At 70.7% G+C, this 12,522-nt stretch carries 8 protein-coding genes; 4 read left to right on the top strand and 4 right to left on the bottom strand.

What is annotated here, in order from left to right; translation table 11 throughout:
* Positions 1-77: 77 nt before the first annotated feature.
* The gene (gene msrA / locus G4D86_RS09145) at positions 78-734 is read left to right on the top strand and encodes a peptide-methionine (S)-S-oxide reductase MsrA (RefSeq protein ID WP_163991667.1); all 657 of its coding nucleotides are present in this window, start codon (positions 78-80) and stop codon (positions 732-734) included.
* Between the two features lie 347 nt (positions 735-1,081).
* A complete protein-coding gene (locus tag G4D86_RS09140; protein WP_163991666.1) occupies positions 1,082-5,551 on the top strand; it encodes a galactose-binding domain-containing protein in 4,470 nt (1,489 codons plus the stop codon).
* A 40-nt stretch (positions 5,552-5,591) separates the two neighbouring features.
* On the opposite strand, the gene G4D86_RS09135 is transcribed toward G4D86_RS09140, so the two are convergent.
* From G4D86_RS09135 to G4D86_RS09120, 4 genes are all read right to left on the bottom strand, one after another.
* Positions 5,592-6,800 (bottom strand): serine hydrolase domain-containing protein, encoded by a 1,209-nt coding sequence (locus G4D86_RS09135; protein WP_163991664.1) that lies wholly within the window; start codon positions 6,798-6,800, stop codon positions 5,592-5,594.
* 57 nt (positions 6,801-6,857) lie between these two features.
* The gene (locus G4D86_RS09130) at positions 6,858-8,342 is read right to left on the bottom strand and encodes a DUF6068 family protein (RefSeq protein WP_163991662.1); all 1,485 of its coding nucleotides are present in this window, start codon (positions 8,340-8,342) and stop codon (positions 6,858-6,860) included.
* A gap of 75 nt (positions 8,343-8,417) precedes the next feature.
* Positions 8,418-9,140 (bottom strand): YebC/PmpR family DNA-binding transcriptional regulator, encoded by a 723-nt coding sequence (locus G4D86_RS09125; protein ID WP_163991660.1) that lies wholly within the window; start codon positions 9,138-9,140, stop codon positions 8,418-8,420.
* A gap of 337 nt (positions 9,141-9,477) precedes the next feature.
* Positions 9,478-9,858 (bottom strand): Mpo1-like protein, encoded by a 381-nt coding sequence (locus tag G4D86_RS09120; RefSeq protein WP_163991658.1) that lies wholly within the window; start codon positions 9,856-9,858, stop codon positions 9,478-9,480.
* A gap of 200 nt (positions 9,859-10,058) precedes the next feature.
* Here G4D86_RS09120 and G4D86_RS09115 point away from each other — a divergent pair, with 200 nt between their 5' ends.
* Together G4D86_RS09115 and G4D86_RS09110 are read left to right on the top strand one after the other, a co-directional pair.
* A complete protein-coding gene (locus G4D86_RS09115) occupies positions 10,059-11,264 on the top strand; it encodes a hypothetical protein (protein WP_205519506.1) in 1,206 nt (401 codons plus the stop codon).
* Positions 11,265-11,346: 82 nt separating this feature from the next.
* Entirely contained in the window at positions 11,347-12,501 is a 1,155-nt protein-coding gene (locus G4D86_RS09110; protein ID WP_163991654.1) for a serine hydrolase domain-containing protein, read from the top strand.
* Positions 12,502-12,522 lie beyond the last annotated feature (21 nt).

Raw genomic sequence — 12,522 nt, 5'->3', positions numbered from 1 at the left:
CGGGCCTTCCACCCTCCGGCTGGCCGCCTGCTCCGTCTGGGGGTGAAACCGGGCGCCGAGGTCGCTATTCCTGGGGCATGTTCTTCAACCCCACGAAGAAGCTGCGTATCCCGAGCCCGGAAGAGGCACTGCCGGGCCGGTCGGAAGAGATGCCCGTCCCCGCGAAGCACGAGGTGCTCGGCACCCCGCTGAAGGGCCCGGTGCCGGAGGGCCACGAGGTGGCCATCTTCGGCATGGGCTGCTTCTGGGGCGTGGAGCGCAAGTTCTACCAGGTGCCCGGCGTGTACAGCACCGCGGCGGGCTACGCCGGTGGACTGACGCCCAACCCCGACTACCGCGAGGTGTGCTCCGGACTCACGGGCCACAACGAGGTGGTGCGCGTCGTGTACGACCCGAAGAAGGTCTCCTTCGAGCAGCTGCTGCGCGTGTTCTGGGAGAACCACGACCCGACGCAGGGCATGCGTCAGGGCAACGACACGGGCACGCAGTACCGCTCCGGCATCTACTACACGAGCGAGGCCCAGAAGCGCGCCGCCGAGGCCAGCCGCGACGCGTACCAGAAGGCGCTGCAGGCGAAGGGCTTCGACACGATTACGACGGAAATCATCCCCGCGCCGCCCTTCTATTACGCCGAGGACTACCACCAGCAGTACCTGGAGAAGAACCCGGGTGGCTACTGCGGCATCGGCGGCACCGGCGTGACCTGCCCGGTGGGCGTGGGCGTCAGCGCCTGAGTCCCTTGTGGTAACGCGAGGGGCCTCCGTCTCGACGGAGGCCCCCGCGCTTTTTCCGGCGTGCCCGTGGCGCCTCCACGTGAGGGTGCCCGCCGCCACCTTCCTCCCATTGCAACCCGACAGCAGTAGCAGCCCGGTAGATGTCCGTCCGGACTGTGGTTTCCATGCGCCCGCGTTCACAGGGAAGCCCTGACTTGCCGCGTTATCCGGACCTGGTTTGACTTTATTCAGAGTCCGAACAATTAAAATCCCAACCAGAAAGGAAAGGACCACTCGGACGTAGCGCCTCCTCGACCGGTGTCCGCCGACCCCCTCCCCCACTTTCTCCAGTGGTCCGCTTTTCCCCTATGAGAGTGCTGACGCGACGTGTGCAGGGCGTGCAAGGCCCCGGCTCGTGGTTGGCCCGGGCGTGCGCGGTACTCGCGGTGTTGGGAGTGGTGGCCTTCGCCTCCTCCGCCCAGGCGCAGGTGGGGACGGTGAACCTGGCCCTCAACAAGCCGGTGACGACGTCCTCCGCGGAGGCCGGCCTCCCCGGCAGCTACGCGGTGGACGGCCTCGCCACCACGCGGTGGGGCAGCGCCTTCACCACGAACGAGTGGATCCAGGTCGACCTCGGCGCGAGCACGAGCATCGGCCGCGTGGTGCTCACCTGGGAGACGGCCTACGGCAAGGGCTACACCGTTCAGGTCTCCACGGACGCGGTGAACTGGCAGAACGCGCGCGTCATCACCGACGGCGACGGCGGCACGGATGACCTCGCGCTGACGGCCACTGGCCGCTACGTGCGCATCCTCGGGCAGGTGCGCGGCGCCATCGACTACGGCTACTCGCTGTGGGAGCTCGCCGTGTACAGCGGCACCGGCGCGACGGGTGACCTCGCGAAGGGCCGGCCCGCCACCGCGTCCAGCGTGGAGGTCAACGCCCCGCACCTCGCGCCGCAGTACGCGTTCGACGGCGACGTCGGCACCCGCTGGTCCTCCGAGGCGCTCGAGGCGCAGTGGATTCGCGTGGACCTCGGCAGCTCGCAGCAGCTGGGCTCGGTGGTGCTCAACTGGGAGGGCGCGTACGGCAAGACGTACGCAATCGAGGGCTCCAACGACGATACGAATTGGTCGGCGCTCGCGCCCAACGTCACCAACGGCGCGGCGGGCCCGCGCACCATCACCGTGACGGGCAGCGCCCGCTACGTGCGCATGCGCGGCATCGAGCGCGGCACCGGCTACGGCTACTCGCTCTGGTCCTTCGAGGTGTACGCGCCCGGCGGCGGCCCCAACAACCCGCCCCCGCAGACGACGAACCAGACGGTGAAGCTCATGTTCCCCGAGCTGGCCTACGCGAAGATCAACGTCTCGCCCGCGCCCATCAGCGTCACGCCGACGCCCGAGGAGGGCAACACCACGCCCTCCGTGCGCAACCCGCCCGGGCCCTTCACCTACGAAATCACCTTCGCGCCGAACACCACGGTGACGATGTCGAAGAACCAGTTCTCCCCCACCCAGCCCAACACGGACATCCGCCTGGTCGTCACCGACTCCAACGGCGTGGTGCAGCGCGGGCAGTCCGTCTCCGCGCTCGCGGTGCAGGGCGCCGAGTGGAAGGTGGAAATCTATTCGACGGGCACGGGCCCGGACGGGCGTGACAGGACCATCATCCCCGACCCGTACGTGGCACCCGCGCCGCCCGCCATCGCCGGAGCCTTCGCCGTCACCGCGCCCGCCAACGCCGCGATGATTACCAACACCCGCCGGCCCACGCTCCAGTGGGCCGCCGTCACCGGCGCGACGAACTACAAGGTCTACCTCAACATCAGCCGCGACGATTACGACTGGATGGCGCCGGGCAGCCTGCTGGACCGCTACACGCTGATGACCACCACCACGGGCACCTCGTGGACGCTGACCTCGGACCTGGCCGACCGCTGGACGTACAAGTGGTACGTCGTGGCCACCCTACCGAGCGGCAACACCAGTCGCTCGGATTTGCGCACCTTCTCCGTCTACCTCCCGGTGGTGGAGACGGCGGCGGACGCGGTGCCGCTCATCAACGGCATGCGGGACCTCAACAAGAACGGCCAGATTGAGCCGTACGAGGACTGGCACAACCCCATCACCACGCGCGTCAACGACTTGATGTCGCGCATGACGCTGCACGAGAAGGCCCTGCAGATGTTCTACGAGGCGAAGACGGTCCCCGAGGCCGGCTTCACCATGGGCCCGTTGAGCCCGGAGGACATCGTCAGCTTCCAGCGGGCCTCCGCCGCCACGCGCCTGGGCATCCCGCACATCGACGCGGGCGACAGCATCCACGGCTACAAGACGAGCTGGCCCACGCAGCCCGCGCTCGCCGCCGCGAGAGACCTGGACACCGTCTACGAGGTGGGAGACATGCAGCGCCGCGAGCAGCTCGCGGTGGGCAGCCGCGGCACGCTGTCGCCGCTGGCCGAGGTCGGCACCAAGGTGCTCTACCCGCGCATCCAGGAGGGCAACGGCGAGGACGCCGACCTGGCCGCCAGCCTCACCCGCGCCATCGTCGCGGGCCTGCAGGGTGGCCCCGAGGTGAACCCGCACTCCATCTGGGTGACGACGAAGCACTGGCCGGGCCAGGGCGCGGGCGGTGAGGCCGGCATCACCTACGACGGCACCACCATCCACTACCACATGCGTCCGTGGCACGCGGCCATCGAGGCCGGCACCAGCGGCATCATGCCGGGCTACGCCGGAAGCTGGCTGCTGGGGCCGGAGGGCTACGGCGCCGGTGACAACCCGGGCATCCTCAACTACCTGCGCCAGAAGCTCGGCTACACGGGCGTCATCTGCTCGGACTGGCTGCCGTCGGGCGCGTGGTCGCGCTCGGCCAACGCGGGCTCGGACGTCATGGGCGGCGCCAATCCCGCGCAGATGGGCGCCTTCGAGAGCGAAGTCCCGGCGTCCCGCATCGACGAGGCCGTGCGCCGCATCCTGGACTTGAAGTTCCGCCTGGGCATCTTCGAGGACCCGTACCGCGGAGGCCTCGCCGGCACCTCGCAGTGGCACACGGCGGACCACAAGGCGCTGGTGCGCCGAGCGGCCGCCAACGCGATGACGCTCTTGAAGAACGACGGCGCCCTGCCGCTGCGCCTGGCCGCCGGCTCCTCCATCGTCATCGCCGGCCCGCGCGCGGACGACCCGTCCTGCATGGTGACGTGGCGCTCCGACTTCCACGGGACGGAGTTCGGCGACCTCACCATCTACCAGGCGCTCAAACAGCGCGCGGAAGCGGCGGGCATCACCGTCTACAAGGACAACGCGCCCGCGGGCGTGACGCCCAACGCGGCCATCGTCGTGGTGGGCGAGAGCTACTTCACCCACGGCACCGAGTGGGACAAGGAGAAGCCCTACCTGCCGGGCGACCCCATCGGCCCGGCGCACGACGCGAAGTGGGGCAACCAGTACGGCGTCATCACCAGCTTCAAGTCGCGGAACATCCCCACGACGACGGTGGTCATCCTCCCGCGCCCGTACGTCCTCACCAACGTGGTGCCGCAGACGAACGCGCTGCTGATTGCGTACCGGCCCGGTGACTCCGGAGGCCCCGCCGTCGCGGACATCCTCTTCGGCGATGTCTTCCCGCGCGGCATGCTGCCCTGGCAGCTCCCGCGTGACATGAACCAGGTGGGCACCGACGTGGAGACGGGCCAGCTCGAGCAGTGGGACCTGCCCTTCGACCTGGGCGCCACGGCGGCGCAGCGGGCGGAGATTCGCTCGCGCATCGCGCAGGGCCTGCCGGTGCAGCCCATCTACGGCAACCCGCTGTTCCAGTACGGCGCGGGCATCCAGGGCTTCGGCTTGAGCGACAGCACGCCACCCACGGCCTTCACCCTCACCACGCCGACGCCGGGCTCCACCATCACCACCAAGCCGACCTTCACCTGGACGGCGAGCAGCGACCCGCAGACGGGCATCCACCGCTACGAGGTCTTCCTCGACGGGAATCCGTTCCCCGTGGCGACGACGAAGACACCGTCCGCCTCGCTCACAAGCACGGCCATCGGCAACGGGGCGCACACGTGGTTCGTGAAGGCGTACAACTGGGCAGGGGGCGTCACCACCTCGGCCACGGCCACCTTCACCATGAACGACACCGCGCCGCCCGCGGCCTTCGCGGCGCTGGTGCCGGCGGCGGGCTCGACGGCGCCGGGTGCCATCACCACGTTCATCTGGGAGCAGACGACGGACGTGGGCGCGGGCGTGTCGCAGTACGTGCTCAACGTGGACGGCACGGACCGCTCGCCCACGGCGACGCCGCGGGCGTACGTGGGGACGAGCGTCAACCTCGCGCTCGGCCGCAACGTGAGCGCCACGTCCAACGAGTTCGGCAGCGCCAACGACGCGGTGGACGGCAACGCCACCACGCGCTGGTCCAGCCGCATCGACGTGGCCAACCCGGACACGGAGTCCATCACCGTGGACCTCGGTGGCGTCTACTCCATCAAGCGCGTGCGGCTGAGCTGGGAGGCCGCATACGGCCGCCAGTACGTCGTGGAGACGTCGCTCGACGGCGCCACGGGCTGGCAGACGCTGCGCAGCGTGACGGCCGGTGACGGCGGCGAGGACATCCTCGACACGCTGAGCGGCGTCGGGCGCTACGTGCGCATGCGCGGCGTGCAGCGCGCGACGGGCTACGGCTACTCGCTGTGGGAGTTCGAGGTGTACGGCGTGGGCACGGAGCAGCTGTCGATTACGGGGCTGAACGCCGGCAGCCACACGTGGCGGGTGCGCGCGGTGGACGGCGCGGGCAACAGCACGCAGTCCAACGGGCCCATCACCTTCACGAAGTAATGACACCGAGGGCGGCCGCGCGTCACGGGCGGCCGCCCTCTCAGTCGTCGATGGCCTGGTACGCCAGGGTCCAGAAGTCCTGGTACACGGGCGAGAGCGCGGGGTAGCCCGCGCGCTGGGTCATGAGGATGGAAATCATCTCCTCCTCCGGGTCATTGGCCCACGCGGTGCCATAGCCGCCGTCCCAGCCGTAGCGCCCGGGCACCGCCGCCACCCCGTCGCGGTGGGTGACGATGGAGACGCCGAAGCCCCAGCCGAAGCGGCCCCACGCGCCGGGGACGAGCCCGGACGCCACCTTCTGCTCGGGCGTGAGCTGGTCCGTCGTCATCGCATCCACCGACGGCCGCGACAGGAGGCGCACGCTCCCGAGCTTCCCGTTGCCCAGCAGCATCCGCGCGAAGGCCAGGAAGTCATCGGCGGTGGACACCAGCCCCGCCGCGCCATCCGGAAACGCGGGCGGGCGGCTCCACTGGCTGTCCTGGACGCCGTCGTGCAGCTCGAGCGCCCCCGTCTCGTTGTTCACCATGTAGGACGTCGCCAGCCGCTCCAGCTTCTCCGCCGGCACGGTGAACCCGGTGTCCTTCATGCCGAGCGGCTCGAAGATGCGCTCGCGGAAGAACGCCTCCAGCGGCTGGCCGGACGCGCGCGCAATCAACACGCCCAGCACCTGCGAGCCCGTGTTGTACATCCACCGCTCGCCCGGCTGGTGCATCAGCGGCAGCGTCCCCAGCCGCCGCATCCACTCGTCCGGCGCGTGCGGCGTCGCCGGCTTCGGCGGCCCCCAGGAGAGCTGCAACCCGCTGATGGCCTTCTCGATGGGCAGCGCGCCCGACGGCGGCATGACGAGGCCGAAGCCCATCTGGAAGGTGAGCAGGTCGCGGACCGTTATCGGCCGATTCGCCGGCACGGTGTCCTCGAGCGATGCCGCGAGCCGCTTCAGCACCCGGCGGTTGGCGAGCTCGGGCAGCCACCGGTCCACCGGCTCGTCCAGCCGCAGCCGGCACTCCTCCACCAGCACCATCGCCGCCACGGCGGTGACGGGCTTCGTCATCGAGGTGATGCGGAAGAGCGTGTCGCGCCGCATCGGCTCGCCGCCACCGAGCGCCTTGCGGCCGATGACGTCCGCGTGCACCTCGCCCCGCCGGCAGAGCAGCGTGACGAGGCCGGGCGCACGGCCCTCCTCCACGTGACGGGCCATGACGTCATGCATGCGGCCGAGCCGCGCCTTCGACCAGCCTCCGGTGCCCATCTCCAGCTCCCTTCCGCGGGCGAGCTTCGCCCGCCTCACCTCGGTAACAGGTGTAGCTCAGTGGCGGATGAAGAGGACGGTCTCCACCGGGGGCATGCGCAGCCGGTGCGCCGGGAAGCGCAGCTGCCGGAACTTGCCCTCCAGGCACCGCAGGCGCCGGGACGGGACGCTCTCCCTGGACGGCTCGCGGCTCGCGGCGCTCAGCGTGGCGGAGCGGACGCTGCCATCCGGCTCCACCTGCACCTTCAGCGTGTAGGGCGCGGGCTTGCTCGTGGGCGAGGTCTGCCCGCAGGCCTCGTTCAGCTCCGGCGCGTTGGCGAGCCGCGAGACCTCATGCGGGCTGACGCGGTCGGGCAAATCTTCCGGGGGAATGGGCGAGGGCGCCAGCGGCCCCGGGCCACACTCCCACAGCCGGTCTCCGCGCACGCGCCCGTCCGGCAATTCCACCTCGACGAGCGGCTCCCAGCGGGGGAACCAGGGGAGCCCGTCGAAGGCCGGGTCCCAGGCGTCCTTCGCATACTCCCTGCGGAAGAGGCGGTCCTCGAAGATGCGGCTCTCCAGCTCCACGCCCGAGGCCAGGCGGACGCGCCCGGGCGTGGCCTTCCCCGCGTGCCCCGGCCGCTGGCCCTCCATGCGGCCGATGGTCAGCACCGCGTCGAGAAGCGAGCCGGTGGGCTCCTCGTACCACTCGCTCGCCTCGTACCAGCCGTCCGCGGTCTTCAGCAGGTCGTTGCGCCGCAGGTCCTCCGTCGTGCGAAGGACGCGCGAGAGCGTGCGGCGGCGCGACAGGCCCCATCCGCCGATGAAGCGCTCCTGCTGCTCCGCGCCCACCGCGCCATGGTGGCCGGAGACGGGGATGCGCCGGCACCACGCCTCGGGCGAGTAGAGCCGGGGCACGTCCGCGGGCGGCGGCACCGGCTGGCTCTTCGCACCGCGCTGGATGCGGGTGGCCTGGAGCTTCCAGCTGTAATAGCCGCCCGCCAGGAGGGCGCCGGTGGTCTTCTCCCAGATGCGCCGGGAGAGGTAGAACTCCGGCGCGTCCGAGTCACACCAGAAGCTGACGGGCCCGTCGGCCGTGCGGTCATCGGCCCCGCCCTCCACGCAGGTGACGGGCACCCCGCCAATGCGTGTCGTCACGAGCGGGTCGTCCACGCTGGGAGGAGGAATGGGGCGCGGAGACGGCGGAGGCGCGTGCTCCCAGTCCACGGGGATGAGGAACCTGCGCTGGGGCGTGGCGGCGTGCGCCACCTTCACCGTGGCCTGGACCCAGACCCACGGCGGCTGGATGGAGATGACCTCCAGCCTGGCGGTGGCATCCAGCTTCCTCCGGGACTCGGGGCGTTTGAAGGAGCCGTGCTCGTACGTGTACTCGTACTCCACCGAGTCTCCGACGCGCGCCTCGCGCCACGCATTGCGCGGCGGGGCGCTCGCGGCGTCCGGGGCCGGGGCGACGACGGGCGGTGGCGGGTCCTCGTCGGACTCGTCACAGCCCGCGCCCGCCAGCAGGAGCGCGGCGCAGAACGCTGGAAGACGCTTACTCACGCCGCGGAGCATCGCATGAGGGTAGGAGGGCCGCCCCAAGAAGGCTTTACCAGGCAAGCAGGCGGGCGCCGGAGCTCAGCCCAGGTTGTGGAAGACGCGCTGCACGTCTTCGTCCTGCTCCAGCGAGTCCACCAATTCGAGCACCTCGGTGGCCTTGTCCTCGGGCAGCTCGATGAGGTTCTGGGGCACGTACTCGGACTCGGCGGAGATGGGCGACAGGCCCTTGGCTTCGATGGCGTGCTGCAGCTGTCCGAAGTCGGTGAAGGCGCAGTGGAGGATGAGCTGCTTCTCGCCCTTCTCACCCTTGCCCTCGCCCATGTCCGCCAGGCCGTGGTCGATGAGCTCCAGCTCCAGCTCGTCCGCGTTGATGCCCTCGGGGTTGAGGCGGAAGACGCCCATGCGCTGGAACATGAAGGCCACGCTGCCGGTGGTGCCCAGGTTGCCGCCGTACTTGTTGAAGTGCATGCGCACGTTGGCCACGGTGCGCACGACGTTGTCGGTGGCCGTCTCCACGAGCAGGGCGATGCCGTGGGGGGCGTAGCCCTCGTAGAGCACGATTTCGTAGTCGGTCGCTGCCTGGCCGCTGGCGCGCTTGATGGCGGCGTCGACCTTGTCCTTCGGCATGTTCGCGGCGCGGGCGTTCTGGAGGATCCGTCGCAGCGAGGAGTTCGAATCGGGATTGGGCCCACCCGCCTTCACGGAGATGGCGATGTCCTTGCTGATCCGCGTGAACACCTTCGCCATCTTGTTCCAGCGGGCCATCATCGTGGCCTTGCGTGTCTCGAAAATGCGTCCCATGGGTGGGGATGTATAGGTCGGCGCCCTTCCGCGTGGCTACTCCCACGCCACTTCACTCGCGGCGATGTCCTGGGGTGGATGGCGCCCGTGGCTCCCCTGCAGGGCGGGCGGCGCGCCGCGTTGCACGCCGAGGCGCGTTAGCGCTCCGCGCGCGAGGGCGGGCCGAATGTGATGGAGACGCTGAAGGAGCTCGACGCGTTCCGCGAGCCGCCGCCGCGGGAAGTGGGCTGAGGCGGCGTCGGGCCACGCGGGCACGCCCCGGTGCGGAGGAATCGGGGCGGCGTCGGGCCACGCGGGCACGCCCCGGTGCGGAGGGACCGGGGCAGCCTCGGGATGACTACCGGGCCTGCTGCGCGGCGGGCAGCCGGTTCGCGGCGCCGGAGCCCGGACCACCCGCGAGGGCCTGGTCCATGTGCGGGTTGAGCTTGCCCAGGGCCATGAGCCCCGCCATGCGGTAGTCGGAGATGAGCGACCAGAGCGGGTACTTGAAGGAGGCCGGCTTGTTGCGCTCGATGACGAAGTGGCTGAACCACGCGAAGCCGTAGGCGGCAACGAGCGCGGCCGGCACGAGCAGCCCACGTCCCGTCACGGCGGCGGTGATGCCGATGCCCGTGCCCAGGCTGGTGCCCATGAAGTGGAGCCAGCGCGTGGAGGGCAGCGCGTGCTCCCGCAGGTAGAACGGCCAGAACTCGGCATAGGTCTGGATGCGGTCGGACATGGGGTGAAGTTGTGTCCAGGGGAGGCCCCCGCGTCAACCTGGCCCAGGTCGTAGCGTGTAGGCATGGACTCGACCGAGTGCCCGCCGGCCGACCGTCCATGGGGCGGGCTTTCAGTCTCACGCGCAATTTGCGACAGGGTGCCGGCAGGGGGAAGTGAGGCGCTCCGCGAGGCGCGTGGCTCGTGGGAGACTGCGGGGCGATGGCGGAATGGATTCCGAAGCTGAATCCCGCGGTGGACCTGCGGAAGCTGGCGCTCAGCCCCGAGGAGGGCTTCGTGCTCTCGCGACTGGACGGGGCCACGCCCGCGAGGAACCTCCCCGCGCTGACGGGGCTGCCCGTGGAGCGGCTGAGGACCATCCTCACGCGGCTCGTCTCCGAGGGCGCCCTGCTCCCCGCCACCGTGGCCGCGAGCCCGGGTGCGGCGCCAGCACCGGTGGCCCAGGCCGCCCGGCCGACAGTGGCCACCACGACTCCGGCGCACGACGCGAGTTCTCTTCACGGCCAAACGGCTCCGGCGCAGGGCGCGAGCCCCCTTCACGGCCAAACGGCTCCGGCACAAGGCGCACGCCCCCAGCCGGGTCCCCCCGGTGAAGCGGAGGAGGACCTCCCCACGCTGGACCTGACGGCCCACGAGGCCGATGCGCCCCCGGAAGCCGGCGACGCTCCGGACGACTCGGAGCCCGCGGACGACGAGCCGGAGGTCGCGCTGGGCAACTACCGCCAGCTCTTCGAGACACGGCTGCACCCGCTGCCGGAGGACCAGCGCGTGGCGCATGCACACGCGGCGGAGGACCCGGTGTTGTCGGCGCTGTGCTTCGACCCGGTACCGGCGGTCATCAAGGCGGTGCTGGAGAACGCGCGCACGGGGCTGGCGCATGCGCGACTGGTGGCGCGCTACCACCGCAACCCGGTGGGGCTGGAGGCGCTGTGCGGGCGGGCGGCCTTCACGGCGGACACGGGTGTGCGGCGGTGGCTGGTGCGCAACCCGCAGCTCCCGGCGGGACTCTTCCGCCGGCTGTGGGGCGCGAGGCGTCTCATGGAACTGCACAAGGTGACGAACGACCGCGACATCCCCGAGGGCACGCGGCGCTCGGCGCGCGAGGTGCTCCGGCAGCGCTTCGCCAGCGGCCCCGCCGAGGAGAAGGTGGAGCTCATCATCAACACCGAGGGCCGCTCGCTGGCGGCGCTCATCGGTCTGCCGGTGGACGGGAAGACGGCGTCGCTGCTGTGCGGGCGCACGTACCGCTCGCCCCTGCTCATCCAGAACATCGCGCGATGGAGCGCGGCGCCGCCGGTCCTCATCGCGCACCTGTTGAGGCAGGAGGCGGTCCGCCGCCAGCCGCAGCTCCGCACGCTCCTCACCCGCCACCCGAACGCTCCCGCGGACGCGAAGCGCGGCACCTGATTCAGGACGCGGAAGCCCTCAGTGGGGCCTCGTGGCCGAACACCCGCCGCAACCTTCCCCGTCGGGATGGGTTACTGCTCGAATGCCCCTGCGCGCCCTGCTCATGACCCTCGCCTGCGTCGCATGTGCGTGCGCCGCCGCCACACCGGACGAAGACGCGGACGCGACTCCGGACGCCGGCGTGGAGGCCCCTTCGGACGCGGGCGGGAATGCATCCCCGGACGCCGGAGTGGATGCCGGCACGGACGCGGGCGCGACACAGGAGCTCATCTTCCCCGGAGACGACGCGAGCTGGCCGACGGTGGCCCCGGCCAGCGCGGGCTGGGACGTGGCGAAGCTGAACGCGGCGCTCGACTTCGCGGGCGCTCGCAACACACGCGCGCTCGTCATCCTGCAGGATGGGCGAATCCTCGCCGAGCGCTACTGGACGGTCGGCCCGAACTTCATGCGAGACATCGCCTCCGCGCAGAAGAGCATCGTCTCGGTGCTGGTCGGCATCGCGGTGGAGAAGCAGCTCCTCACGCTCGATGAGAGCGTCTCCGGGGTGCTCGGTGCCGGCTGGTCGAACGCCGCCGCCGAGGCCGAAGCCCGCATCACCGTGAGGCACCTGCTGACCATGACGAGCGGCCTGGGCCTGACGCTCGAAGTGCAGGCGGCACCCGGGACGACCTGGCTGTACAACAACGACGCCTACCATCGGCTGCAGCTCGTGCTCGAGAAGCGCAGCGGCCTGGGCATCGACGCGCTCTCGCGGGCCTGGCTGTTCCAGCCGCTGGGCGCGACGCACAGCGAGTGGGCACCGCGAGCACAGACGGACAGCCAGGGACTGCCTCTCTGGGGCCTGTCGATGAGCGCGAGAGACCTGGCGCGCTTCGGCCTGCTGATGCTGGCGGACGGAGCCTGGCATGGGACACAGGTCGCGCCCTCTGCGTACCTCGCCGCGGCGACCCGCCCGTCGCAGGCCTTCAACCCCGCCTATGGCCAGCTCTTCTGGCTCAACGGACAGTCCTTCACGCTGATACCGCCCGCGAGCGCCCGCATCGACGGCCCGCTCATCCCCAGCGCGCCGCAAGACGTGTTCGCGGGCCTGGGCAAGGACGACCAGAAGGTCTACGTGAGCCGCTCGCTGCGCCTCGTGGTGACGCGGCTGGGAGCCCAGGCCGGCACCCGCACCGCGGAGACGCTGTCCGACTTCGACGAGGAGCTGTGGTCGAAGCTCATGGACGCGCGGCACTGAATCCTTGTCGCACGGAGGCCG

Source organism: Pyxidicoccus caerfyrddinensis, from assembly GCF_010894405.1.
GTDB classification, from domain to species: Bacteria; Myxococcota; Myxococcia; order Myxococcales; family Myxococcaceae; genus Myxococcus; species Myxococcus caerfyrddinensis.
Note: the sequence above shows the minus strand (reverse complement) of the source record. Positions and strands in the feature narration are given on the sequence as shown.

What these genes read in the sequence shown, in the direction of transcription:
- G4D86_RS09140 (WP_163991666.1), top strand. Translation starts at nt 1,082, where the DNA reads ATGAGAGTGCTGACGCGACGTGTGCAGGGCGTGCAAGGCCCCGGCTCG.
- G4D86_RS09115 (WP_205519506.1), top strand. Translation starts at nt 10,059, where the DNA reads ATGGCGGAATGGATTCCGAAGCTGAATCCCGCGGTGGACCTGCGGAAG.
- G4D86_RS09125 (WP_163991660.1), bottom strand. Translation starts at nt 9,140, where the DNA reads ATGGGACGCATTTTCGAGACACGCAAGGCCACGATGATGGCCCGCTGG.
- G4D86_RS09110 (WP_163991654.1), top strand. Translation starts at nt 11,347, where the DNA reads ATGCCCCTGCGCGCCCTGCTCATGACCCTCGCCTGCGTCGCATGTGCG.
- G4D86_RS09135 (WP_163991664.1), bottom strand. Translation starts at nt 6,800, where the DNA reads ATGGGCACCGGAGGCTGGTCGAAGGCGCGGCTCGGCCGCATGCATGAC.
- G4D86_RS09120 (WP_163991658.1), bottom strand. Translation starts at nt 9,858, where the DNA reads ATGTCCGACCGCATCCAGACCTATGCCGAGTTCTGGCCGTTCTACCTG.
- msrA (WP_163991667.1), top strand. Translation starts at nt 78, where the DNA reads ATGTTCTTCAACCCCACGAAGAAGCTGCGTATCCCGAGCCCGGAAGAG.